General features: G+C 47.6%; 24 protein-coding genes. 9 read left to right on the top strand and 15 right to left on the bottom strand.

The features are described 5' to 3' along the window. Window positions 1–36: 36 nt before the first annotated feature. The gene (locus ADS79_RS10045) at window positions 37–465 is read left to right on the top strand and encodes a pentapeptide repeat-containing protein (protein WP_049738296.1); all 429 of its coding nucleotides are present in this window, start codon (window positions 37–39) and stop codon (window positions 463–465) included. Between the two features lie 151 nt (window positions 466–616). Here the strand turns inward: ADS79_RS10045 and ADS79_RS10040 are convergent, their stop codons facing one another. From ADS79_RS10040 to ADS79_RS10010, 7 genes are all read right to left on the bottom strand, one after another. Then, window positions 617–1,285, bottom strand: coding sequence for a hypothetical protein (locus tag ADS79_RS10040; RefSeq protein ID WP_049738295.1), 669 nt, complete (start codon window positions 1,283–1,285; stop codon window positions 617–619). Window positions 1,286–1,334: 49 nt separating this feature from the next. After that, window positions 1,335–1,931 carry an RNA 2',3'-cyclic phosphodiesterase gene (gene thpR, locus ADS79_RS10035; protein WP_049738294.1) on the bottom strand — a complete coding sequence of 199 codons (597 nt, stop codon included), beginning with the start codon at window positions 1,929–1,931 and terminating at the stop codon, window positions 1,335–1,337. A gap of 91 nt (window positions 1,932–2,022) precedes the next feature. Next, the gene (locus tag ADS79_RS10030) at window positions 2,023–2,511 is read right to left on the bottom strand and encodes a hypothetical protein (RefSeq protein WP_049738293.1); all 489 of its coding nucleotides are present in this window, start codon (window positions 2,509–2,511) and stop codon (window positions 2,023–2,025) included. A gap of 150 nt (window positions 2,512–2,661) precedes the next feature. After that, the gene (locus tag ADS79_RS10025; protein WP_049738292.1) at window positions 2,662–3,702 is read right to left on the bottom strand and encodes a hypothetical protein; all 1,041 of its coding nucleotides are present in this window, start codon (window positions 3,700–3,702) and stop codon (window positions 2,662–2,664) included. Window positions 3,703–3,706: 4 nt separating this feature from the next. After that, complete coding sequence (gene surE / locus ADS79_RS10020) at window positions 3,707–4,507, bottom strand: 5'/3'-nucleotidase SurE (protein WP_049738291.1); 801 nt, start codon at window positions 4,505–4,507, stop codon at window positions 3,707–3,709. Between the two features lie 78 nt (window positions 4,508–4,585). After that, window positions 4,586–5,011 carry a tellurite resistance TerB family protein gene (locus tag ADS79_RS10015; protein ID WP_049738290.1) on the bottom strand — a complete coding sequence of 142 codons (426 nt, stop codon included), beginning with the start codon at window positions 5,009–5,011 and terminating at the stop codon, window positions 4,586–4,588. A gap of 114 nt (window positions 5,012–5,125) precedes the next feature. Next, window positions 5,126–6,949 (bottom strand): SgrR family transcriptional regulator, encoded by a 1,824-nt coding sequence (locus ADS79_RS10010; RefSeq protein WP_049738289.1) that lies wholly within the window; start codon window positions 6,947–6,949, stop codon window positions 5,126–5,128. Between the two features lie 127 nt (window positions 6,950–7,076). Between ADS79_RS10010 and ADS79_RS10005 the strand changes: the two genes are divergently transcribed. Beyond that, a complete protein-coding gene (locus ADS79_RS10005) occupies window positions 7,077–8,300 on the top strand; it encodes an MDR family MFS transporter (protein WP_049738288.1) in 1,224 nt (407 codons plus the stop codon). 13 nt (window positions 8,301–8,313) lie between these two features. On the opposite strand, the gene ADS79_RS10000 is transcribed toward ADS79_RS10005, so the two are convergent. The 5 genes from ADS79_RS10000 to ADS79_RS09980 all read right to left on the bottom strand — a co-directional run bounded on the left by ADS79_RS10000 (window position 8,314) and on the right by ADS79_RS09980 (window position 13,744). After that, on the bottom strand, window positions 8,314–9,111 hold the full coding sequence (locus tag ADS79_RS10000; RefSeq protein WP_049738287.1) for an ABC transporter ATP-binding protein: 798 nt from the start codon (window positions 9,109–9,111) through the stop codon (window positions 8,314–8,316). Next, on the bottom strand, window positions 9,104–10,036 hold the full coding sequence (locus ADS79_RS09995) for an ABC transporter permease (RefSeq protein WP_049738286.1): 933 nt from the start codon (window positions 10,034–10,036) through the stop codon (window positions 9,104–9,106). The genes ADS79_RS10000 and ADS79_RS09995 overlap by 8 nt, the downstream gene beginning before the upstream one ends. Before the next feature lie 27 nt (window positions 10,037–10,063). Beyond that, window positions 10,064–11,122 carry an ABC transporter substrate-binding protein gene (locus ADS79_RS09990; protein ID WP_049739040.1) on the bottom strand — a complete coding sequence of 353 codons (1,059 nt, stop codon included), beginning with the start codon at window positions 11,120–11,122 and terminating at the stop codon, window positions 10,064–10,066. A gap of 93 nt (window positions 11,123–11,215) precedes the next feature. Further along, on the bottom strand, window positions 11,216–12,226 hold the full coding sequence (locus ADS79_RS09985) for an ABC transporter substrate-binding protein (protein ID WP_049738285.1): 1,011 nt from the start codon (window positions 12,224–12,226) through the stop codon (window positions 11,216–11,218). A gap of 192 nt (window positions 12,227–12,418) precedes the next feature. Then, entirely contained in the window at window positions 12,419–13,744 is a 1,326-nt protein-coding gene (locus tag ADS79_RS09980; protein WP_049738284.1) for a hemolysin family protein, read from the bottom strand. 144 nt (window positions 13,745–13,888) lie between these two features. On the opposite strand from ADS79_RS09980, the gene ADS79_RS09975 reads away from it, so the two are divergent. The 7 genes from ADS79_RS09975 to ADS79_RS09945 all read left to right on the top strand — a co-directional run bounded on the left by ADS79_RS09975 (window position 13,889) and on the right by ADS79_RS09945 (window position 21,668). Continuing rightward, window positions 13,889–15,553, top strand: a complete 1,665-nt coding sequence (locus ADS79_RS09975; protein ID WP_049738283.1) for a DNA repair helicase XPB — start codon at window positions 13,889–13,891, stop codon at window positions 15,551–15,553. A gap of 52 nt (window positions 15,554–15,605) precedes the next feature. Further along, complete coding sequence (locus tag ADS79_RS09970; RefSeq protein ID WP_049738282.1) at window positions 15,606–16,175, top strand: RNA polymerase sigma factor; 570 nt, start codon at window positions 15,606–15,608, stop codon at window positions 16,173–16,175. Beyond that, entirely contained in the window at window positions 16,156–17,550 is a 1,395-nt protein-coding gene (locus ADS79_RS09965; RefSeq protein ID WP_049738281.1) for a hypothetical protein, read from the top strand. Before ADS79_RS09970 ends, ADS79_RS09965 begins: the two co-directional genes overlap by 20 nt. A 197-nt stretch (window positions 17,551–17,747) precedes the next feature. Then, window positions 17,748–18,227 (top strand): DUF6530 family protein, encoded by a 480-nt coding sequence (locus ADS79_RS09960; RefSeq protein WP_049738280.1) that lies wholly within the window; start codon window positions 17,748–17,750, stop codon window positions 18,225–18,227. Between the two features lies 1 nt (window position 18,228). Beyond that, window positions 18,229–19,437 carry an MFS transporter gene (locus tag ADS79_RS09955; RefSeq protein WP_049738279.1) on the top strand — a complete coding sequence of 403 codons (1,209 nt, stop codon included), beginning with the start codon at window positions 18,229–18,231 and terminating at the stop codon, window positions 19,435–19,437. 18 nt (window positions 19,438–19,455) lie between these two features. Continuing rightward, window positions 19,456–20,598 (top strand): AAA family ATPase, encoded by a 1,143-nt coding sequence (locus ADS79_RS09950; RefSeq protein WP_049738278.1) that lies wholly within the window; start codon window positions 19,456–19,458, stop codon window positions 20,596–20,598. Window positions 20,599–20,654: 56 nt separating this feature from the next. Next, window positions 20,655–21,668, top strand: coding sequence for a vWA domain-containing protein (locus tag ADS79_RS09945; RefSeq protein WP_049738277.1), 1,014 nt, complete (start codon window positions 20,655–20,657; stop codon window positions 21,666–21,668). Between the two features lie 75 nt (window positions 21,669–21,743). Here ADS79_RS09945 and ADS79_RS09940 read toward each other — a convergent pair whose 3' ends face one another. The 3 genes from ADS79_RS09940 to ADS79_RS09930 are packed head-to-tail and all read right to left on the bottom strand — an operon-like array spanning window position 21,744 to window position 23,871. Next, window positions 21,744–22,004 carry a DUF2573 family protein gene (locus ADS79_RS09940; protein WP_049738276.1) on the bottom strand — a complete coding sequence of 87 codons (261 nt, stop codon included), beginning with the start codon at window positions 22,002–22,004 and terminating at the stop codon, window positions 21,744–21,746. A 45-nt stretch (window positions 22,005–22,049) separates the two neighbouring features. Then, the gene (locus ADS79_RS09935) at window positions 22,050–22,733 is read right to left on the bottom strand and encodes a class I SAM-dependent methyltransferase (protein WP_049738275.1); all 684 of its coding nucleotides are present in this window, start codon (window positions 22,731–22,733) and stop codon (window positions 22,050–22,052) included. A 34-nt stretch (window positions 22,734–22,767) separates the two neighbouring features. Continuing rightward, a complete protein-coding gene (locus tag ADS79_RS09930) occupies window positions 22,768–23,871 on the bottom strand; it encodes a threonine aldolase family protein (RefSeq protein ID WP_049738274.1) in 1,104 nt (367 codons plus the stop codon). Between the last annotated feature and the right edge of the window lie 71 nt (window positions 23,872–23,942).

The raw sequence follows: 23,942 nt of genomic DNA, 5'->3' as shown, positions 1-23,942 counted from the left end.
AAATATGTACCATTACTTTCCATTAGGAGTGAGTTCATGCAAATAGAAAACGACAAAGCTGTCCTAACCGTTACGAATTCGGATGTATCCCAATCCAGCTTCCAAAATGTATGTGCGGAGCAGCTCAGTCTTCAATGCTGCAACCTAAGTGGAATGAATATGCTTGATGTCAATTTGACTGGACTTTGTATCGCTGATGCGAATTTGAGTGAGCTCCATGTTAAAGATGCTCAATGGGGCGGCGCCAAATTTGAAAGTATTGGTTTTGGCAACCCGAGCCAACCGGATGTTGAATTCAATTCGACTCCCGTACAATTTAGCAACTGCAATTTAAATCAAAGCGTTTTTCACGATTGTAATTTATCGAATATCAGGATGGACAACTGTAACATTTCTGGATTGGTGATAAACGGTGTGGATATAGAAAAATTAATCAAGCAGTACGGCACAACGGATCAAAAATAAAAAAACCTCTATCGAGGACTTTACAAAGATGAGCGACCGCGTTTTAGCGGTTGGTTTTTATGCGCTCCGGAATTCATAAACGTGCCGCTTATGAATCCCTACACGTTAAAAAGGGCGGGAGCTTTTCCCACCCTTTTCTTGTCCTTTCTGCTCACTCCCTTCCACCACTGGCCAAATACGCGTAATTGACCCACACCATTTCTTCGATTCCCAGAATCTCCTTAAACAGGTCAACTGAGTCGTATAACAAAGAAGCCCCGGTCTCGTCATCCACGTCAGTCAATAGTTGCAAGTCAAAGAGCGAGCGCAGCTGCTGTACCTGTTTGGGTCCCGTGATCCGGTTAAAGGATTGCGGCCTGATTCGGGTAATCCCTTTACCTACCTCTCGCCGATACAACTCCGAACGCACAACCCGATCCAATATGTCCTCATACTTTTGGCGAACGTCCTCGCTATCTGTAATCCTTTCCTGCAGGTTTACATCCGGATAGAGCCGGCCAAATTCCTCTTCTGCCATTTCAACGTCGAGCGAATAGCTGATCGTAGCAGAGGAAACCTCATAGCCAGCATCAAACAGCCGAAAACCCCAACCGTTGTCTTCCGCATCATGAAACCAAAGGAGCGGCACGTATTGCTTCGACAGCAGCAGCAAAAATTGCACCGTCGATGAAGTTTGCAGCCACTCATCCTGCAGGAAAAAAGCGTTCCAGTCGACGTTGACGTTTCGATGGAAGTATGATTGTTCGATTTTGGACAAGGCGATCAGTACTTTCGGTTCGTATTTGCGTGGATAAAGAATGCCGGTCGTGAACTCACCCATTCGTTTTCCACCGCTTTCTGGAAGGCTTTCCCTAATCACTCTTCATATTCTATTCAGGTACCGCTTGTTTTTTGCTGTGATCTTTATCAAACGTGCTCGTATGTATAATCGTATGCACTGCACCTGATGGCAACAGCTCGGATCGGTACAAATGCACATGCTTTGCCTTCCACTGAGGAGGTTCCATGGCCAGATATCTATCATTCCATTCATCGAGTGGCAATCCGTTTTCTTGCTCTTCAGGTCCGTGCGCCAGCGTAACATGTGGTCGATAGCGTTTTCGATCATAGGCTAAGCCCTGATGCAATTCAAATCGTTTTCCGAGCAAAAGATGCAACTGCTTCAACGAGCTTACCTGTCCTCGCAGCCCGAGCCACAATACACGTGGTTTATCCGCATGCGGAAAAGCGCCAAACCCTCCGACACGCAGGTTGAACGGATTGATAATCGCACTGACAATATCCATATCCTCGCATATCGCTGGCACCAAATCTTCTTTCACATCACCTAAAAAATGTAGGGTCAAATGCAAATTATGCAAAGGCTGCCAGCGCCGCACACTGACTTCCAGCCTGAGTCTTGACTGTATATCGGCCATGTAAGCTGCTGCTTCTTGTGGAATGTCTAACGCTATAAATAAACGCATGAGTCAATCACCTATCCTCTTTTGGACAAACTCTGCCTTATGAAAACAAATAGCCCTCCGTGATCGGAGAGCCATGATTCCATTGCTTCTTTTAAGCAGCGAGCATCTTTCCGGTTACGATGCCCAGGACACTGCGGACGTATTCACTTAGCCTGCCAGAACCCGGTTGATACATAAACCGAATCGTCAATTCGACGTGACCGATATGACCAGCAGGTGGAATGTTCCAGAAGAGATCGACTTCACCATACAAAATTTCTTCGATACGCTGTTTTTTCGCTTCCATATCCAGCGCAGGATCGTGTGACAAGGAGAATTTCATCATAATGGAAAAAGAATCCGTTTGTGTAAGAACATCATCTCGCACATTCAGCTTGCCATGGATGGCGACTAAGCCCGCTTCCCCCCACAACGTGTATTCTAAGAGTGCTTGGAATTGTGGATGGACTTGCAGTTCCAGAGCTGGAAATCCCCTCTCGATTGTAAGCGTATGACGCCCCGCCAATTGTTCGATCTCCTCTTGAAAACGGTGGGCGCAATCGGACACAACCTGAAACACATCGGGTTTAACAGCGTACATCGTCGTCACCTCTCCCCAGCGGATTATCTGTCCTACTTTAATTCGAAATCCTCTCTGTCGTATCCTTTGTTGAAAAATGACTTATTTACCCTTATTTCCTCGAAGCGCAAAAAATTCCTATGAAAATGTTTTTTCACAATGTTTCAACAATCACATGTACGGATTCAAAATCCCTGGGAACGCTTGCGTAAATAATTTCGCAAGATGCTGCTGAACTATTTCATCCAGCTCGAGATGATAGAGCTGCCCATTTTCATAGCGCAGCAGTGGAAATGCTCCAAGCTGTAAAGGAGCTGCGTCTTCGGTCTGCACAAATTCCGGCAGTGTCATCAAGAAGCGGGAAAATGGATTCGCTTCATCTTCAGACATGTGTACCACTTCGAACAAATGGGAAAGGCTCGGAGTCACGATCAGACTTAACCGCTCCGCCTGTTCCGCTGCCCATACGGTAAAAGAAGAATCCCTCACCTCACTGCGGGAATGTCGCCTCATCACCCAAACCGCTTGTTTCACGGTGCTCATGAGCAAATGCTGGGCTTCTTCTTCTCCATGCGTCGCCATCATTCGGTTGTATTCCAAAACAAAGGCCATCCCCGTCTCTTCGAGCACAGATGCTGGTAGTGACAAGGCGGAGATCGTCTGTGTATCTTCTTCGCGAACCTCTGCCTCCTCTGGCATCGACTCAGGGGTGCCGTCATAAAGCGAACGGATCATTCCGTTAGCGCGAATCCGTTCATCCGCGGAAAAATGGATGGCCTCTGAATAAATGTGTGTCATTTGTCCATTCTCATAGGCGAGATAATGAAGTGTCGTAAACGGCTGCTGCAGGATGGTCAGCGCCACGAATCTTTCATCCACTGCGCGTATATCAAAGCTGAGTGGAAAGCCGAGCGGCTGCAGGGGATCGGTCAGTGTCCAGATGACGGCCAGCAATTTATTTTGGTACGTCTTGAATTCTACTGAAACAGCATCTCTTGTTTGCTCGCTAAACGCATCCACGGTTTCAAATACGAGATATAGCTCGACTTCGCCTCGGCCATTTAGCCTCGCGAAATAAGGAAGGCCATCTTCCTCCACCAGCTTGTATACATCATGGAATTTTTCTTTGTCCAGAATTTCTCCTTGTGTTTGTTCATCAGGAGAAAGCAGGGTCGAATCCGGTGTCAGCTGCGGAAAAAACTCGTTCTCCATCCACTTAATCCTCTCGCTTTCCCCACTCTTTTACGAATGACCACTCGCCCATTTCCTGCAAAAACTCCCGATCTGTCGCATCAATATGGACAGGCGTAACTGCGATGTAGCCATGCTTGACCAAATCATAATCAAGCGGCTCCGCAAGCGGCATGACCTCAGGGTATTCACGTGTTAAAAAGTATCCCTCAGCCTCTTCATTGTACTTGTCCTCATAGTGGTGCAAGGAAAGCGTTGCAGGCACAATTCCCTTGATCTGGTTCAGTGGAACATGGGGAATATTGATATTCCAGAAAACATTTGGCGGCAGCTCTCTCTTTTCCGCTTTTTCTCGAAACTCCGATACCAACGGTTGAATCATCTGGACCACATCTCCGTAGTTTTCCTGATCGAACCAGTTATCATAGGATAAGGCAATCCCGGGAATCCCCAGTAAAACAGCTTCACGGGCACCGCTGCATGTTCCTGAATAATAAATATCTCTGCCCAGATTTGTACCGACATTGATTCCGGAAAAAACAATATCCGGCTTATGACCATCCTCAAATAGCAAGTAATAGGCTGATTTTACACAATCCGCAGGGTTTCCATTAACCGCCCATGCCTTTACCGGCAAACCATAAAAATCGTGCTTCTCTGGAGCAAGTGCACTCCGATAGGTCACACCATGACCTACCCCGCTTTTTTCTTCCACAGGGGCAACCACATAAATTTCTGCGCCTTCCAGGGTGAGTAACGCTTCGGTTAACCGTTTAATCCCTAGTGCATCAATGCCGTCGTCATTCGTAACTAAGATTCGAAACATACGTATCCTCCTTGCTCCTGTCTTCCTCCTATTGTACCAAAAAAAGTGAAAGGACCCCAATTCAAATGGGGTCCTTCCTTAGTCTCCTACAATTTCTTTCCACCGTTCGCGCCAAGCAATCCCTTCTCGAATCCACGCTTCTACCTGTGCCTGCTTTTCTTCTGATATGCCGATCAGGGAGGCGATCCGCGCAATTTCCTTCGTCTCCATGACAGACAGCTTGCGATCGATCAATGCCATATGGTACAGCTTGCGCATCATAACCAGCTTTTCATTTTGCGTGAGATCAACCAAATCTTCGACGATAACCTCTGGACGCTTTGGATAGTCCATATCATCCATCAATATTTGTCGCTCTTTTAATGTAAAATGTTCGGCATTCACAATATCATGAATCTGGTTAACTTCCTTGTTTCCTATATAACCGTCGGCATGTCCGACGCAAATCATCAAGCGAATTGATGCAAACAAAATATGTTTGTCCTTTTCCGTTCGTGTATACAACGCTCACTTCCTCCTCCAAACGTGATGATGTCATGTTATTGATAAGAATATCTCTCTACGTAATTATACGATGAAAAAGGAAAGCGGTTTCACACTAAATTGTGACACTTTTCGCTAAGCCTTGACAAATATCCGCGTAAAGTCCACCCAACCGAATGCATCCAGACTGACACCGGACAAACGAGGATGTGCAAGCATCTCTACTCGATTGGAATATAGCGGAACATATGTATCCATTTTATGCAGGAATGCCATCATTCTTGCCATATGCGCTTGCTTCTCCTCTCGTGTACGGGCTCGTCCGAGCAATCGATTGATTCGATCCACTTCTTCTTTTTGTTCCACATTCAGATGATGCGTGATGCTCAAGGCACCTGCATATAAAAATTCGCGCAAGGACAGTTCGCTGCGCTCGTCTACATTGGCGCTATCAATCACCATGTCCGCGGCTTCCAGCATCGCAGGCATGGCCAGCTCTTCTGGCTCTTCATAGACAAGCTCAATGGCAACTCCGTACTGCTTCGCCCTTCTTTGAATCCATTCTGCATCTTCGACGTGATCCAAATCGGGATAGGTGTACAGCCTGAGGATTTCTCCCTGGTATCCGCACTCTTCCCCTATCTTGAGCGTCTCTTCGGCGTGATCATTCTTTGCTTCACAACCTGCTACAAGAGTTCCGTGGTTCCCCCAGACAAATGAAGGCTCCCGCGGTCCCTTCAAATCCTCGCACAGCTCCTGTGCGGAAAAGATTGACGCCATCCTTCTTCGAAAGGCAGGATTTCGCAGCGGTCCTTCCTTTGCACTGTTGAAGCTGACGTACTGAAAGCACTGCTCCTGCCGTGCAAGTCCTCGCCATGATATTTCATCCTTCTCCAGCTCGTGATCTCCATGGGAGCCAGGCAGGAGAAGCTGCGAGCGGTCCAAGCCCTTCGCCATCTGTTTGTCTTCTGGCAATTCAGGCACACACCAGATTTCAATCCGATCTAAAAAAGGTCGCCCGCCAAAATACGGCTGAAAAGCCTCTAGGACCAGCATCGATTCATCGTTGCGAACGACTCGAAAAGGTCCTGTTCCTACGGGCATTTGCGCGAATTTCTCGCCCATCTGCTCCACATAATCCCGGGGAACGATCGACATATACTCCTTGCTCAAGGCGTGCAGGAAGAGCTCGTCCGGCTCATCGAGCGTAATCACTACGACATACTCATCTTTGGCGACTACGGACACGATTGAGCTAGTCAGCCAGCGATGCTTGGAGCTCTCCCCTTGCAATCGCTGCAAGGAGTAACAGACGTCACTTGCGGTAAGCAGACGTCCGTGGTGAAACAAAACACCTTTCCGCAAAAAGAAGGTCCACTCCCGTCCCGTCTCATCCACTTCCCAATAAAAGCTTAGGTTAGGCTCAATGCTCTTGGCAACTAAATCAAAGCGGACAAGACAATCAAAGAGATGCTTGACCAAATGTGTTTGAGAGCGGAGCAGGACGTGAATCGGATCAAGCCCCTGTAGCGAATGATCAAAGAACAGTCGCAGCGTGTCTACTCGGCTATTCTCCTTTTCCCTCGTAACACGAAGTCCAAACTGGCTGCTCATCCAGAGTGAAAAATCGTCAGCCAGAGCAGTCCACTGCTCTTGGTATTGTTCAATTAGCTCCCGAGAAGCTTTAATATCACCTCTTTGCACTATTTCCTTGGCAACACCGAGGACCACATCAGCAGGTGGAAGCAGGCACGTAAGAACAGAACGGTTTCCTCGCCCTCTTCCCGGCTGCCAAATGAGCCAGCCCTGATTTTGCATTTTTTTGAGCGTCAAGGTTGCATTGCGAAGGGTGCAAAACAAAATAGACGCCACTTCAGCAAGTGCTATTTCTTGCGGCTGCCCAAAAGCCTCCTTAGGACAACCTGCGCATAATCGATTGTACTGTTCAACTAACTGCACGCAACACACCACCATTCCATCGAAAAAACATGAAAAAATGTTACCCATAATCGTACGCTTTTTCTCCGTGCTGCGCCACCTTACAATTTTAGAAATCACAGCAGATATGATAGAAAGGACAAATCTCATGCACAATCCGATTCGCTCTATTCATCGCTTCATCCAATCCTATCCTCCGGTGATTTGGGTTCGCCTGTTCGGAGAATTGCTGACCTCGCTGTCCAGCGCAATGATCGCTCCTTTTTTGGTGCTCTATTTGAGCGAGAAAATCGGCAGCTCGATCTCGATGACCATGATTGTCATTGGGCTGCAGCCTCTTTCCGAAATCGTCATTACGATCGTCGCAGGCGGGATCACTGACCGCTTCCGGCGCAAGCCCGTCATGGTTATCGCGCTCTCGTTGCAAGCCGTGGCCATGCTTGGAATGGCTTGGGCTGATTCCATGCTTGCCTTTGCTCTCTTGTACCTGCTGAACGGTGCAGGCAGATCCTTATTTATTCCTGTCAGTCGTGCACACCTGGCAGACACCATTGCCTCTGCGCAAATGGCCAGCGCTTTTGCTTTGCTCAACACAGCTCATAGTATTGGGGCTGCCATCGGTCCATTAGTCGGTGTCATCATCTATCAGTTTGATCCTGCACTCGCCTTTTTGTTTACTGCAATCTCGCTCTTTCTGTACACGATTGCGGTTTTGTGGAAAATCCCAAATACCGAGCTGCCACAGCACACCGATACTGTTGCCGCAGATCAACCAGCTACCGGCTCCTTTCAGGCGTATCGACCTGCACTCGCCATCATGATGCTGTCATTGCCGGTCAGCCTGTTCTATGCACAAACGGAAACAAACCTGCAGCTCCATTTGAAAAATACATTGCCCAATTACCTGCAAACCTTGGCACTCCTCATCTCCGTAAAAGGGATACTGCTGCTCTGCTTTGAATTTTTGCTGGTGAAATGGACGCAGCATCTGAATCCCCGTCTGCTGATTGCGGGTTCGTATCTATGCTTTTTCGTAGTTGCACTCGGCTATGGCTTCCTGGACAGTGCTCCTGCGCTGATCGCCCTTCAAGTGCTGCTTGTCATCGGGGAGAGTATCGGAATCACTCAGCTCCTGGCGTTTGTCACCCGCATTTCTCCTGTATCTATGCGAGGAAGATACTTTGCCATTACAGGCACACACTGGGATATTTCCCGCTCTTTAGGTCCTTATCTGGGCAGTCTCGTACTGCTTCATTTTGGAGGTGCGATGCTGTTTACAATCGTAGCGGCCATTTTGCTAGTGGGAGCGTGGACAATCAATGCGTATCTTCGAAGCAAAGAAAAAGCCTTCCCGTTAGAACAGGAAGGCTGATCCAAGATTACGTTTACGTCAAAAGGAAACGATCTTCGTTAAAGCTTTCTCCACCGCGAGCCGTCTCAAACGCTCGCAGCAAATCCTGTGGTTTCATGGTGCGTTTTTTCTCGTCAGGAATATCCAGAATGATACCGCCATCGTGCAGCATGAGCAGGCGATTGCCCATATTGAGTGCCTGCTCCATGTTGTGCGTAACCATAATGGTTGTCAGCTGGAATTGCTTCACGACCTTTTCCGTCAGCTCGACAATCAGCGCTGCCCGCTTTGGATCGAGTGCCGCTGTATGCTCATCCAGCAACAAGATTTTCGGCTCTGTAAAGGTAGCCATCAAGAGACTAAGCGCCTGGCGCTGTCCGCCTGAGAGAAAGCCAACTTTTGTTTTCAAGCGGTTTTCCAGTCCTTGATCCAGCTGCTTCAGCTGCTCACGGAACAGCTCTCTTTTCTGGTTGTTTACCCCAAAGGACAGGGAGCGTCGTTTTCCCCGAGCCAAGGCGATTGCTAAATTTTCTTCAATCGTCATGTTCGGAGCGGTACCAGCCATCGGGTCCTGGAATACGCGACCGATAAGTCCTGCGCGCTGATGCTCCCCCATGCGGGTTACATCTTTGCCATCAATGGCAATCGTACCCTTATCGGGAATCATGCCCCCGGAGATCATGTTCATCATCGTCGACTTACCCGCACCATTACTACCAATCACGGTGATGAACTCACCGGACTTGACGTCGAGATTCACATTGCGCAAGGCGATCTTTTCGTTGACTGTCCCTGCATTAAAAACTTTGTTGACTCCAGAAATTTTAAGCATCGTTGCTTCCTCCCTTCACCGCGCGCATTGCTGGTTTTTTCCAAATGCCCTTGGCAATGGTCGGAACCGTCAATGCGATAATAACGATCAAGGCAGTGATCAGCTTCATATCAGACGGGTTCAGGCCCGCTTGCAGCGCCATAGCAATAACCAGGCGATACACGATTGAACCGAGAATGACTGCTAGCGTGACGCGGAAAATAGAGGAGCTTCCAAACAGCACTTCCCCCACAATAACAGAAGCAAGACCAATTACGATCATACCGATCCCCATACCGACGTCTGCAAAGCCCTGATACTGGGCTACCCACGCACCCGATACAGCTACAAGACCGTTGGACAGAGCCAGACCGACGATTGTTGTCGTATCTGTATTCACGCCAAAGCTGCGAATCATCTTTGGATTGTCGCCCGTAGCACGCAAATCCAGTCCAAGGTCTGTATGAAGGAACCAGTCAATAACAAGCTTGAGGACCATTACACCAATCAAAAATACCAGGGCAACTCCCGTAAGCAAGGTCACGCCACCGACTGTCAGATTCGGGATGCTAAGATTCTGAACGAAGGTAAAGAGTGTTTCCTCGCGTAAGAGCGGCAAGTTGGCTTTGCCCATGATTCGCAGATTCACCGAGTACAGTGCGATCATAGTCAGAATCCCTGCCAACAATGCGTTTACTTTGCCTTTGGTGTGCAAAATACCGGTAAAGGCTCCCGCCAACCCGCCGACGACAAACGCCAGCAGGGTGGCCAGAAAAGGATTGGTTCCATCAATGATAAACTTAGCTGCAATAGCGCCGCCCAAGGCAAAGCTACCGTCAACAGTCAAGTCAGGTACGTTTAGTACGCGGAAGGTAAGGTAGACGCCCAGGGCCAAAATCCCGAAAAGCAAACCCTGTTCGATTGCTCCCATTATTGCTAAATTCATGAAGAAGTCCTCCTGTTGCTGCGTTTATTACTCTACCACTTCTCCTGCGCGGTCGAGCATAGCTTGCGGAATGGTCACTCCCATTTTTTCCGCTGCTTTTTTGTTCAATACGAGTTTCATGTCTGCTTGCATTTCAACGGCCATGTCCGCAGGCTTCGCTTCGCCTTTCAGGATTTTAGCAGCCATATCAGCTGTTTGCTCGCCCAGCTTGGTGTAGTCGATACCGTAAGTAGCAATCGCGCCGCTCTTCACAGAGTTTTCTTCACCAGCGATGACTGGGATTTTTTGCGATTCAGCTACACCCAAAACTGCTGCGATGGAGGATACCACCATGTTGTCTGTCGGAACATAGAAAGCGTCTACCTTGCCTACCATGGATTCAGCCGCTTGTTTTACTTCAGTAGCACTTGTAATCGCTGCTTCACGGATAGTCAGACCAAGCTTGTCAGCAACTGCTTTTGCTGCATCGACTTGAACCTTGGAATTCACTTCACCGGAGCTATAAATAATACCTACTGATTTTGCATCTGCTTTCAGTTCCTTGATCAGCTTCAATTGCTCTTCAACAGGGTTCATGTCAGATGTACCTGTTACGTTTGCACCTGGCTTGTCCATCGCTTTCACCAGACCTGCTTCCACTGGATCGGTTACCGCTGTGAACAGAATTGGAATTTCCTTGCTTGTCTGAGCAGCAGCTTGAGCTGTAGGCGTTGCAATTGCAAGCACCAGATCTACCTTGTCTGCCTCAAATTTTTGTGCAATCGAAATTGCTGTATCCATGCTCGCTTGCGCGGATTTCACATCGATTTTCACTTGCTTGCCGTCTTCGAATCCATTTTTCGCCAGTTGCTTGACGAAGCCTTCACGGGCAGCATCCAACGCAGGATGTTCTACAAATTGAGAAATCCCGATGGTCAGCTGCTTGGTTTCAGTTGAAGGGGCCGGTGCAGATGTTTCGGTAGCAGGAGCCGCAGGTTGATTGTTTGCTGGAGCAGCACCCTGCTGACCACACGCGGTGACGGACAAAAGCACCAAAGGAAATAAAATACTCTGAATAATTTTGCGAGTTTTTTTCTGTTTCAACATCTGATAAATATCCCCCTTGAAAAAATTTTTTTCTAATCTTACCACGTTTAAAAAACTTTTAAAAGAATAAAAAGAGAGCATGAAGCTCTCTTTTTACTTGATGATTTCTTTCGCCTGCTGTTTGAGTGCCTCAGATACAGGGAGACCAAACTTAGCAGCTGCTGTTTCGTTGATGTATAAGTCGGCCTGCTTGGAAACCTCTACAGGTGTGTCAGCGACAACCTGACCTTTCAGGACACGCCCTGCCATTTCACCTGTTTGCTTCCCAATTTGATAATAATCAATACCATATGTGGCAACAGCACCGCGCTTTACGGTATCGGTGTCAGATGCGAAAACAGGAACTTTGTTTTGCTCTGCCACTCCCAAGACAGCTTCAAACGACGAAACTACCGTATTGTCAATGGGAATAAACATTGCATCGGTTTTTCCAACGAGCCCCTGTGCTGCCAGTTGCACCTCAGACAGCTGGGAAATACCAGCCTTGACGATTTCTACGCCTTCCTTGCTGGCTGCTGCCTCCAAGTCCTTAACCTGCACTTCCGAATTCACTTCGGATGTTGTGTAGATGACTCCCAGCTTTTTCAGCCCGGGCATGAAGGACTTGACGAGCTTCAGTTGTTGCTCCATCGATACTTTGTCTGACGTTCCGGTCACATTTTTGTCTGGTTTTTCCAGCGCATTGACCAGTTGAGCCGAGATTGGGTCTGTTACGGCACTGAAAAGCACAGGCTTATCAGATATTGCCTTCGCTGCAGCTTGTGCGGACGGTGTAGCAATCGCTATCACCAGGTCCTTTTTATCACCTGCATACTTCTGGGCAATGGAGACAGTATTATTCATATCACCGTGAGCGTTCTGCGAATCTACTTCCAGATTTTTGCCCTCTTCATAACCGGAGTCCTTAAGACCATCCAAAATTCCTTTGTGGATCGCATCCAACGCCGGGTGCTCTACGAATTGCGTCAATCCGAGCTTCACAGTTTGCTGCTGGCCGGAATTCGCTGCTGCCTGTTCTGTTTTTTCCCCTGTTGCTTGGTTACCACATGCTGCCAAAGAAAATGCCAGCAATGCTGTCAGTCCCATAGTTGCTACTCGTCTCATCTCTACTTCCTCCTCTAGGCTCTGCTTGCTTTGATTGCCCTCTGGCAATCAAGCTGATTTGTGTTGCACAAAGGCAACTTGTGTCCAATTATAGCATATTATTTCGCGTTGAAAAGTTCTTTTGCCCAACATTTTATGCGGTTTTCCCCAGAAAAAAAAGCCAGTCTGGTTCTTTTAGACTAGCTTGTCGAATCACTTTTCTTCTTCCTCGATTTTTGTCGTTTCTTCTTCCAATTTTTTCACCACTACCCGTGTAATTCGATAATGATCGACTTCGTGTACCAGAAACTCGTAATTCCCCTCGCGAACGAGATCTCCTACTTGTGGTGGATGATCGATTTGCATGTAAATCCAACCAGCCAATGTATCTACCTCGCTCGACTCCAGATCGATGTCCAGATAATCGCTTACTTCCTCCAGCAGCATCCGGCCATCAAGAGAAAGCAGGTCATCTCGTTGCTCGACTTCCGGGCGTTCGTCATCGAACTCATCCTGAATATCGCCAACAATTTCTTCCATTATATCTTCTAGCGTAACCAGCCCTGCTGTCCCGCCATATTCATCGATAATAATCGCCAATTGCCCACGCTGCTTTTGGAGCATGGTCAACAAGCGACTGATCGAGATCGTTTCTGGCACTGTCAAAATGGGGCGCATCAAAGTCTTCAGGTCGTTGCGCTCTCCCTCTAGGAGTCCAGTAAGCATGTCCTTGATGTGCAAGCTTCCAACCACATGATCTTTATCTCCATCCACCACCGGATAGCGCGTAAACCGACCGTTTTGTACCAGCTTCACATTTTCCTCAAAAGGATCTCGCACATTCAAAACGACCATGTCGGTACGCGGAACCATGATCTCCCGTGCCATCGTCTCGGAAAAATCAAAGATATTGTCAACCAGCATCAGCTCTGTATTGTCAATCAACCCGCTTTTGTGACTCTCATTGACCAAAATGCGAATCTCTTCCTCTGTATGTGCTTCCTGATGCGGCTCCATGGAAATATGAAAAAGAGCAAGAAAACGGCTAGCCGACCAATTGAGCAGAGCAATAAACGGATACATGACTTTATGAAAGAGCGTAATGGGCTTCGCAATTGCTAGCACCACCGTTTCTGTCTTCTGGATCGCCAGTGTCTTCGGCGCCAGCTCACCCAAAACAATATGCAAAAAAGTGATCAGCGAAAACGCCAATATAAAGGAAATACTCGTGACCAACGTATCGTTGAGGCCAAAATAGTGAAAAACTGGATGCAGCAGCTTCGCAATTGCTGGCTCCCCCAACCATCCAAGTCCAAGTGAGGCTAAGGTAATTCCGAGCTGACAGGCTGACAGGTACGCATCAAGATTGGAGATAACCTGCTCGACATGTACGGCCCTTTTATTTCCTTCTGCCACCAATTGAGCTATGCGTGATTCCCTCATCTTTACAACCGCAAATTCAGTCGCCACGAAAAACCCGTTGAGGAGGACGAGGATCACGACCAACACCAGATTAAACAAGCTTCCCCATATTGCCATGTCCCGCGTTCATCCTTTCCGTCGGTACTTTGGGTTATTCTTTCCCACGACGGGTCGAATGTTACCTGTTCGTTTTTCTTTCTTTTCGTGATTGTGATACCATAGTGCTGATTCACATGACGTTTTTTTAATGAGGTGAGTCTCTTGTCTTACCGTCCAGACCTACCGATGATCGTTCAGAGCGATCGGACGATTTTACTGGAAACACAGCATCCATTATTTAACGAAGCAAGACAAGCTATCCATGGCTTTGCTGAGCTCATCAAAAGTCCGGAGTACATCCACACGTACCGCATAACCCCACTTTCCCTGTGGAATGCGGCAGCAAGCGGCATGGAGCCTGAACAAGTGTCAGAAACACTTGGTACATATAGTAAATACGGTGTCCCACCGACCATTGTCAAAGAAATTTCCGAGACCATGCGAAAATACGGTCTGATCAAATTGGAACGATCTGGTGACACGCTCGTATTAACCAGCAGGGACCCACTCCTGCTTGCGGAGCTATTCTCCTATAAATCGATTGCAGAGCGATTTGACGAACCGTATAGATTGAAGCCCTATGCACGCGGCTTGATCAAACAGGAGCTGATCAGACTAGGTTACCCCGTTCAGGATGTTGCTGGATACAACTCGGGAGAAGCCTGTCCAATCCATTTGCGTGAGGTAAGCTCACAAGGCAGATCCTTTTCACTTCGCCCGTATCAGCAGGAAGCGGTCAGCGCTTTTTATTCTGGCGGTGAAGCCATTGGAGGAAGTGGCGTACTTGTCCTCCCCTGCGGTGCTGGCAAAACGGTAATTGGACTGGGAGCAATCTGCCAATTACAGACAGCCACTCTCATTCTGACTACCAACACGACTTCTGTTCGCCAGTGGATTCAAGAGCTGCTGGACAAAACCGGGATTGATCCAAACATGGTTGGTGAGTACACAGGTGATTGCAAAGATGTGAAGCCCATTACTGTGGCGACTTATCAAATTTTGACGTACCGTCCTACCTCTGAAGATGAATTTCCTCATATGAGACTCTTTTCAGAGCGTGATTGGGGCCTTATTATTTACGATGAGGTTCATTTATTGCCCGCTCCTGTTTTTCGGGTAACCTCTGGCATCCAGGCTACTCGGCGCCTTGGGCTGACGGCAACTCTCGTTCGAGAAGATGGACGGGAGGAAGATGTCTTTACCTTAATCGGTCCGAAAAAATACGAGATTCCCTGGAAGACCATGGAGGAGCAAGGCTGGATTGCAGAAGCGCACTGTCAGGAGATCCGTCTCCCTTTTGAAGCAAAGTGGCGAGAAGCTTATGCCCATGCCAGTGCTCGACAAAAATTTCGTATTGCTGCCGAGAATCCAAGAAAGCTAGAGGTGGTCCGTAAATTACTAGAGCGACATGCGCGGGATCGCGTGCTGATTATCGGCCAATATGTGGATCAGCTGGATCAAATGGCTGATGCCCTGCAATTGCCGCTCATCACTGGAAAAGTGCCAGAAAAAGAAAGAGAAGCTTTGTACAATCAGTTTAAAAAAGGGGAAATCACGCGCTTGATTGTATCAAAGGTCGCCAATTTCGCTGTCGACTTGCCGGACGCCAATGTAGCGATTCAAATCTCCGGTACATATGGCTCCAGACAGGAAGAGGCTCAGCGGCTGGGACGCATACTCAGACCAAAGACAGACGATAACAAAGCGCATTTTTATACATTAGTCACACGAGATACGAGAGAGCAGGAATTTTCGCTTCATCGCCAGCTTTTTCTCGTAGAACAAGGCTATCCATACGATATTATAGAAATGGAGTCGCTGGTCTGAAACGTTTCAAAAAAACCAGCGTCTCATAGAGGGAAGGGAGGCCGGAGATTCAATGCAATCCGACGCCGAAATCATTCAGCGGATTCTTCAAGGCGACATCGAAGGGTATCGCGACCTCATCCAGCGATATCAGCATATGATCTACGTATTTATTTACAAAATGGTGAACAATCGCTCCGATGCAGAGGATATTACACAGGAAGTTTTTGTAAAAGCGTATGAGAAGCTCTCTACGTTTCGCGGGGACAGTCAATTTTCGTCCTGGCTTCATACGCTGGCGCGAAACAAAAGTATCGACTTCCTGCGTCGACGGAAATTTCACGACTCTGACGAACAGCTCGCTTACGTACCGTCCAATACGCGTGACGAATCTCCACAGGAATCGCTCATGAACAAGGAACAACGTCGTGAAATCCAGGAAGCATTCTCCTTGCTGTCGGACTCCTATCGTGAAGTAATCGTGCTTCGGTGCACGCATGAATATCCGTTCGAAAAGATTGCAACTCTTCTCGGCATAGCCGAGTCTACCGCCCGCGTCCGCTACCTTCGCGCTCGCCAGGAACTCGCAAAATTGTTAACCCGCAAGGAAGGGGGGCTCGTACATGAACTGCCAGGCATTTAGAAAAGCATGGCTAGATCTAGATGACACGGATAGCGATACGCTCTCCCACATTGAAACCTGTGAGGATTGCATCGTCTGGATTGAGACACAAATGACAACAGAAGAGGAGGTGCAGTTCTTGAAAGAGGTTCCTTTACCACAAGCGAACCTGGAAGAGAGAATCATGCAGGCAATTTACGAGACTGCCGGGCAAGGTGTGCCCCCTCATGCTGCAACGGTATCTCTACAACCACCGACACCTATTACCAGCAAACGCAAGACCAAAGGCTTCCCTTCATTCGCCTGGGTCAGTGCAGCTGCTGTTCTGTTAGCAGTAGGATTCATGGGCTATCAACAGCTTCAATCGGATCAAATACAATCCGCTTCTCAGATCGAAAACAACCCAACTAACGCAGCAACAGGCGCTGCAGAGTACAAAATGGCTATTAATCAGCCTGAGACGGATGCACCTGCTTCTTCACTTCCAGAGGCAGCTACAGCAAAAAGTGCACCGCCAAGCGAAGCGCCTACACTGCAACAGCCGACGACACAGGAACATACTGCGATTGCACCGGACACACCACCAGCCGCACCAGCTCAAGCAAAAATTGCCACTTCCCCACTAGAAGGGGCGATTGCAATGGAAAATCAACAATCCAAGGTTGCTGCTCCAGAATCCCGTGCGACCATTAAAGAAAACAGAGTGCCCATGGCAGCACGCAATGCTGAAAAGCCAGCCTCTGAACCGAAAACAACCAGCCAGAGCTCAACTTCTGTCGCTCCAGCTGACAATCCGTCACCAGGAGCAACTGCCGATGCCAATCCATCGATAGCTGGCAGCGAGCAAGCTTTCGGTATTACTGCAGCAACCGTTCCTGATTCAAAACAGGACGTTTCGACTGAAAACGCTCTGGTAGGTCCACCTGTACCAGCAGCTAAACAACATATCACTTTGTCTACGTTTTCAGATGTAGATACGGCTGTACAAGCATCCGATATGCCCGTTCCGGTATTGTCGACTACAACAAATGGATTTGCGATGAGTGACATTTCCATTCAATACGAATCGGAAACGAGTACCAAGGTTGCTCACCTGGCAGCAAACTATACTCGGAACAAGGATTGGATTAAGGTCGAGGTCGTCCGCAACACACAAGGAAAACGAAGTCTATCCATTCCGGGTACATTTTCTGCTACCCAGCTGTTTAGTATTAATGGCGAGCAAGCAATCGGCGTATCATACGATCAGCAGGACAAAAAAGATTCCGCAGTCCAGCATGCCGTACATTTCAATGCACAAACAAATAATCAATCTGTCTACGTAGTCATTACTGCACATGGAGTTGCTTTGGATGAATTGATCGATGCATCCAAGCAAATTACCTGGAAGCCGTAAAGCGATTGCGAAAGGAAAAGGACACATCCCGTTTCATACAGGGTTGTGTCTTTTTTTGTTGCCAGCGCAAAAAGATCACGATTGAAATACCGAAATTGATTATTGACTTTTATAGACATTTAGTTAAAATGTTTATTAAATAACAAACTAAAAACACATTCGTTTGTTAAAAAAGTAATGGTGAGAGGATGAACAGAATGAATAAAATGACTGCCAGCAATCATAAACCGATTATCATCTCTGAAAACTACGATATGGTAGATGGCCGACTCGCTCGAAGCGCTGACGCGCAAAGCCTTTCTCTAGGTGTGGTCCAGGAAGGTAGTCTGCGAAGTGCCATGGTTACTGCCAAAGTATCCACAAATACAGAGGAGAATGAATCCACCCAATCACAGGTGCTGCCTCTCCATCGGGTACTTGATTTGTCCATTCTGATCTGCCGGACATTGACGCATTTTCGCGATGCCTATCGCTACGAGCATTTTTATGATCCGGAGAAACCCGTCCTTGATCGAATCGGCCTGCAGGGAGCTGCTCTCAATGTTGCCGTATGTACGGATAATGAGAACATTCATGAAGATATGAAACGATTTAGCCAGGCACTGATCAATGATGATGAGTTGATCGGCGAAAGGCTGCGTACGTTGTCAAGATTATTAGAAGAAATGGGGTATTAACGTGTTTTCCAATCGATACGTTCGAACGATTATATTCTCCAGGGTGCTGCTGCAGCTTGGAATCTGGATTCGAAATTATGCCGTCCTGCTTTTTATTACAGAACTAACCAATAATGATCCGATATCGATTTCCCTTATTTCCGTTGCCGAATTTTCGCCGATCTTTCTCTTTGCCATTATAGGCGGGACTTTTGCTGATCGATGGCGTCCAAAGCAGACGATGGTCTGGAGTGATCTGCTATCTGCCTTGTCTGTGGTAGCAGTAATGCTTGCGATTATGAATGGCGGATGGATTGCTCTTCTGATCGGATCGTTCGTTTCCGCCAGTCTGTCTCAATTTTCTCAGCCGTCAGCCATGAAGCTATACAAGCGGCATGTGCCAGGCGAACAATTGCCTAGCGTGATGGCTCTGTCTCAAACGATTATCGCCGTCTTTACTGTATTGGGCCCTGTGATCGGAACCTTTATTTTCATCCAGTTTGGCATCGAGGTACCTCTTATTTTGACTGCCGTACTGTTCTTGGGCTCATCCCTGGTATTATCTACACTCCCCCGGGACGAAGAAGAACCGAAATCCAGCAATGCATCCAGTTTTTTGCACGAAATGAAGGCAGGACTGGGTTATATCAAAAACAACCAATCCTTGCGAACACTTAGCGTGACTTTCGCGGCTGTCGGATTGGCAGCAGGTCTGACCCAGCCCCTGCACATCTTCATTGCCATGGAAAATTTGGGGCAAGACAAACAATTTCTGCAGTGGCTGGTGATGACCAATGGAGCAGCGATGCTTATAGGTGGGATCGCCATTATGGGAATAGCCAAGAAGGTGAAGCCACAGCTGCTGCTTATGATTGGCCTCTCCATCAACTCTGTCTGCACAGTTGGTATCGGCGTGTCCACAAGCATTTGGGTGACCATCGTCTTTTTAGTGATCAGTGGTCTGTTTTATCCTTGTATTCAAGGTGGAATCCAGACGCTGATTGTACGAAATACCGAAGGGCCATTCATTGGCCGTGTTTCCGGAACGATTACTCCCGTCTTTATGGGGATGATGGTGATCGGTATGTTCCTCTCCGGCTACCTGAAGGATGCTTTCTCCTTGATGACAGTATTTATTGTCAGTGGAGGTTTGACTGTAGTCGGGGCGGCGCTCTTGACGCCGATTATTGCCCAGAAAAGCACCACGGCACAAAAAAGATCTGCATCATGACGAATAGGAGCAATGTTTATGAATAACCACGAGCAATATGTGTTGTCCCCCGCACGACGTCTGACAGATGCCGAACAAAAGCTTGTCTGGAAAAAGCCTGCCTCGCATACGGTCAGCGAAGCAGAACAACGGATCAGTGCAGAAGTAAAACGCAACTGGAACCGCGAGGAAATGAAAATCACCAATATTTTATTAGAGGGTGACGCCGGTTCCGGGAAAACGCAGCTAGCCAAAGCGTTGTCGGCTAATTTCAGACTTCCGTATACAAAAGTGACTTGCTTTGCCGATATGGATAAATCGGATATTATCGGCGCTATTTTGCCGGTTATTTCCTCCGACCGATTAGAAAGGCTGGAGCATGCAGACCAACTTGCTTTGAAAACGTTATATGAAAGTGACAGTTTTCATAGTGCAACGCAAATCTTGGTGAATGTGCTGGGAATGACACATGAGGCTGCCGCCATAAAAATGAAGCAATTGCTGAAGCTGGCTGAGGAGACTACGGAAAACGAACCGGTAGAATATCGCTTCTATCCTTCCGAAATCGTAAGAGCCTATAAGAATGGCTACCTTTTGGAAATTCAAGAACCGAACGTCATTCGGGATGCCGCTGTATTAATGGCACTCAACTCTGCGCTGGAGCCAGATGGCAGCATCAATCTGCCAACAGAGATTGTCCACAGGCATTCAGACTTCATCACGGTCATCACAGCCAATCGTAGCTATGCCGGGGCAAGGCCACTTAACGAAGCGTTGCGCGACAGGATTCAGCATGCCGAAAAAATGGACCTGCCAACCAAAGAAATCATGATGGAACGGGCGATGTCCAAAACGGGTTATGAGGATGAAAAAGTACTGGCTGTTTTAGCCGACATCATTATTACCCTAGACAAAGCAACCCGGGCCAATGCGATTAAAGGTGTAGCTGGCATGCGCTCTTATCTCTACTGGACGGATGCAGTTGCCAGGGGCGCTTCGGCAAAAGAATCGCTTTATCACAAGGTCATTTACAAGATCACAACCGACAGTGAAGAAATCAAGCTTTTGGAAGAAGCTTTGAAAAATCACGGTTTGCTTGCCGCCTTGGAGGAAGCCTCGGTGGACGAAAAAAAAAACGAAACCGTGATGAGGAAGTCGAAATCAAATCATCGGGAAGTATAGACGATACCGCTTTTGACAAAGATGACCAAGCAGAGAAAAACGGGATCATTCTAAAAATGTCTGCGGATAGCGACGAAGGCTCTACTTTTTCTCCCGATGATACAGCGAAAATGGAAAGCTCAGATTCAGCAGGGAACGGCTCTCCCACCTATCATCAAACAAACCCTGAGCCGATCTCCGAGGAAGCGAAGCAAAAAGAACGTGATTTCCGCAAGAAGCTGAATCAAACAGCAAGAGAGATTGTCTCTGATTCCATTCACCAAAAAGTGAAGCTTATCGTTCATCGTCCAGAGTACGATCCGGAAAATCAAGAGGATTATGCTCGATTAAGCAAAGGACTCATGCCGGTTGTGCGAGAAATTGCCAAGGGGACACTCCCGCTGCTCGAACATGAAACGTCCTCCGAATTTGCGCGGAACCATTATTATGGGAGCAAATTTCAAGCGGACAGTGTTGCTTACAGGGATTATCGGTATTTTTCCAAGAAACGCCCTCCCACCGACTCCCCTTCCCTTGCTGTTGGAATAAGGGTTGATGAATCAGCCTCCATGTCCGCTTTTGGGAGACTGGAAGCAGCCAAGCGAGCCGTTATTGCGGTCTACGAGTACTGCCAGATGTGCGACATTCCCATCTTGATCTATGGTGATACAGCAGATGTTTCCAAGCTGGAGCAAATGTCGATCTTTGCCTATACGGACTTTGACAAGCCTGATGCCCAAGACCGATTTCGACTGATGAAAATTTCTGCCAGGAGCAACAATCGTGACGGAATGGCGCTGCGCATTATGGCAGAAAGATTAGCGGTACTGCCTCATCAAACAAAACTATTAATCAGCATTAGTGACGGTCAACCACGAGCAATGGATGATTATACCGGAAGTCTTGCCGCAAACGACATCAAGCAGACCATAGATAGGTATGAACGAAGAGGAATTACGTTTCTGGCAGCTGCCATTGGCCAGGACAAGAAGGTCATCAGTGATATCTATGGTAACGAGAGATTTTTGGACATTACCGATCTGCAAGAGTTTCCTGCCCGGTTAGTACGAGTAATCGCCCGGTATTTGTGAGTTCACAGCTTATGAAAAGCGAAACCACCAGTCCATGACAAAGTGTCGGACTGGTGGTTTTCCTATGGAAAGGCATTAATGCTTTTGATTTTTCGTCTGATTCCACTGCTTGATCTGTTCAATGATTTCCCGAATCTGATTGCGAGCTTCCTGATGGTCTGGCTCACTTGCCCAATGCTGAATGAGTGGCGGCATCGCTTTGGACATATGGGTGTACAGGCACCACACCTTGACCATTTCGACACGCTCAGGCGTAGCTTCCCCGGTTAGCAGCTCTGTGAATTTGTACAACAGATCGTCTAGTTCTGGGACTAGCGCTTCTTTTTTATTTTCCATAAATAATCCCTCGCTTTCAGGTTCTTGATCGAATCGTTTCTTTCATCACCTGTCTATCCGCGGTTTAGCTGTAAGGAGTAATGAGAGCGGTCTTCCCGTACGCGGATGAACAGGCTCCTGGCAACGAACAAGCTCAAGGCCAGCCTTTGGCAGCTCACTTAGCCAAGCACTCATTGTACGATAATACCAAGGCATCGCTGCTTTGTATCCTTCCCCCATCCCCACGAACGATTCCTCTCTCCACCCAATCTCATAGCGATCATCAGCGGCCAGGTTAAACGGATGTAACGTGTGGATGACGATGACCCCATTTGGTGCAAGGCTCGTGGAGAGAGCCTGCAACAGCTCCGTTATCTCTTCAGATAGAAGGGAAAAGTTGCAGACAGCTGCATCGAAATCAGTTCCAAATTGAGTCGGATTTTTGCTGAAATCAGCATAGCTGAGCTGATAAAAGCTTCCTCCCCCAGCTGACTGGGCTCTCTGAACCAACTCTGTGCTGCCCTCAATCCCTATTATCTCTATTCCCCTTGTATGTAAAGCCCTCGCAAGCCATCCCTCCCCGCTACCTACATCCATGACTTTTCGCGGGTGTAACGAGACGATTTCATCTATGATTGCCTGATCAGTGGCAAGCTTGCGGCTTTCAATCTGGTTTTGCCGAACGGACTGCGTCCATGCCTCAGCATTTGTGACCCAGCTTTCTTCTAATCGTTTCTCCTGCTCACTCATCGTCAGCTCTCCCTGTCTGGAATCTGCAAAAAGTCTATTTCTCCTGAAGCGCTTCTTGCAATTTCTGATTCAGTACGTGAAATGCTTGATGGATCACTTCTTTTGGAATACTTGCAAATTGGTCTCCGATGTTTACTTCACAATAGCTCGTTTCGTCATCGATATGATTCAGGCGCGTAATAAAGCCTACGCCCGTTTCTTCATAGACCGCGACCAAAACAGGCTCCAGCTTTGCTTTCGGTAGAGAGAAGTGGATATGGAACATATTGGATACCGGCACAACTGGGCGTGTCGTAGTTCCCTGACAATCATTATACAAGCCTGCCAGCTCTTTGGCACCTTCATAGTACTGTTGAAAGCGATCTTGTCTTTGCATAAAGAAATGGTCTGCACTGAGAACGTACGGGTACAAGCTGATCAAATCTCCACCATGACGTCTTTTCCAGATGACCGACTCTTTTACAAATGCTTCGTGACCAGCCAATATCGCGCCAGCAATTCCTCCGATTCCTTTATAGAAAGAAATGTACACGCTGTCAAAGAGGCTGCAAATTTGTTCCGCTGACTTTTCGTAGTAAGGAAGCACCTCAAGCAGTCTAGCGCCATCCAGATGCAGGATGATCCCTTTTTCCCGGCAAAAGGCAGAGATCGCTTCCAGCTCTTCATAAGAGGGCAGCTCTCCGCCAATCTCGCGCTGCGGTAATTCCAGCAGCAGGCAAGAAATATTCGTGTCCATATTCAAAACGTCTTCAAGCTGAATCAGACGTGTTTTATCTGCCAGCAGTAGGGATTCAATCCCGTGCAAATGCTTGAGTCCTTCTTCTTCATGTATTTCCAGATGGCAGAGCGGATGATAGGCCACTCGTTTGATTCCCTTCTTCTCAGACCAGATTCGCATCGCGATTTGCTGTGCCATGGTCCCGCTTGGAAAGAAGACGGCAGCCTCTTTTCCTAAAAATTTTGCAATCTTGTTTTGAAAGTCCTCGATGAGCTCCCCAGAACCATATACATCACTTTCCATTTTTCCGTCTAACTCACTAAGTACATCCTTCAACACTTGAATGTTTCTTTTTCCATGCCCAACGAGTGGATAGGCTGTTCGATTATACGCTTCGAATAATGAAATCGTACCGCTCATATTTACAGGCAACTCCTTTCTCCCTATACCGAATGAAGGAACATAACCTTTTTTCCATACAGAATCCATTT

Source organism: Brevibacillus reuszeri (assembly GCF_001187725.1).
Taxonomy (GTDB): domain Bacteria; phylum Bacillota; class Bacilli; order Brevibacillales; family Brevibacillaceae; genus Brevibacillus; species Brevibacillus reuszeri.
Note: the sequence above shows the minus strand (reverse complement) of the source record. Positions and strands in the feature narration are given on the sequence as shown.

Excerpts from the sequence above, each read along its gene's own strand:
- surE (WP_049738291.1), bottom strand. The coding sequence starts at position 4,507 with ATGTTTCGAATCTTAGTTACGAATGACGACGGCATTGATGCACTAGGG.
- ADS79_RS09940 (WP_049738276.1), bottom strand. The coding sequence starts at position 22,004 with ATGGAAAATAAAAAAGAAGCGCTAGTCCCAGAACTAGACGATCTGTTG.
- ADS79_RS09990 (WP_049739040.1), bottom strand. The coding sequence starts at position 11,122 with ATGTTGAAACAGAAAAAAACTCGCAAAATTATTCAGAGTATTTTATTT.
- ADS79_RS10030 (WP_049738293.1), bottom strand. The coding sequence starts at position 2,511 with ATGTACGCTGTTAAACCCGATGTGTTTCAGGTTGTGTCCGATTGCGCC.
- ADS79_RS09945 (WP_049738277.1), top strand. The coding sequence starts at position 20,655 with ATGTCTGCGGATAGCGACGAAGGCTCTACTTTTTCTCCCGATGATACA.
- ADS79_RS09985 (WP_049738285.1), bottom strand. The coding sequence starts at position 12,226 with ATGAGACGAGTAGCAACTATGGGACTGACAGCATTGCTGGCATTTTCT.
- ADS79_RS09970 (WP_049738282.1), top strand. The coding sequence starts at position 15,606 with ATGCAATCCGACGCCGAAATCATTCAGCGGATTCTTCAAGGCGACATC.
- ADS79_RS09950 (WP_049738278.1), top strand. The coding sequence starts at position 19,456 with ATGAATAACCACGAGCAATATGTGTTGTCCCCCGCACGACGTCTGACA.
- ADS79_RS10005 (WP_049738288.1), top strand. The coding sequence starts at position 7,077 with ATGCACAATCCGATTCGCTCTATTCATCGCTTCATCCAATCCTATCCT.
- ADS79_RS09995 (WP_049738286.1), bottom strand. The coding sequence starts at position 10,036 with ATGAATTTAGCAATAATGGGAGCAATCGAACAGGGTTTGCTTTTCGGG.
- ADS79_RS09930 (WP_049738274.1), bottom strand. The coding sequence starts at position 23,871 with ATGAGCGGTACGATTTCATTATTCGAAGCGTATAATCGAACAGCCTAT.
- ADS79_RS09935 (WP_049738275.1), bottom strand. The coding sequence starts at position 22,733 with ATGAGTGAGCAGGAGAAACGATTAGAAGAAAGCTGGGTCACAAATGCT.
- ADS79_RS10025 (WP_049738292.1), bottom strand. The coding sequence starts at position 3,702 with ATGGAGAACGAGTTTTTTCCGCAGCTGACACCGGATTCGACCCTGCTT.
- ADS79_RS09980 (WP_049738284.1), bottom strand. The coding sequence starts at position 13,744 with ATGGCAATATGGGGAAGCTTGTTTAATCTGGTGTTGGTCGTGATCCTC.
- ADS79_RS10045 (WP_049738296.1), top strand. The coding sequence starts at position 37 with ATGCAAATAGAAAACGACAAAGCTGTCCTAACCGTTACGAATTCGGAT.
- ADS79_RS10000 (WP_049738287.1), bottom strand. The coding sequence starts at position 9,111 with ATGCTTAAAATTTCTGGAGTCAACAAAGTTTTTAATGCAGGGACAGTC.
- ADS79_RS09960 (WP_049738280.1), top strand. The coding sequence starts at position 17,748 with ATGAATAAAATGACTGCCAGCAATCATAAACCGATTATCATCTCTGAA.
- ADS79_RS09965 (WP_049738281.1), top strand. The coding sequence starts at position 16,156 with ATGAACTGCCAGGCATTTAGAAAAGCATGGCTAGATCTAGATGACACG.
- thpR (WP_049738294.1), bottom strand. The coding sequence starts at position 1,931 with ATGCGTTTATTTATAGCGTTAGACATTCCACAAGAAGCAGCAGCTTAC.
- ADS79_RS10040 (WP_049738295.1), bottom strand. The coding sequence starts at position 1,285 with ATGGGTGAGTTCACGACCGGCATTCTTTATCCACGCAAATACGAACCG.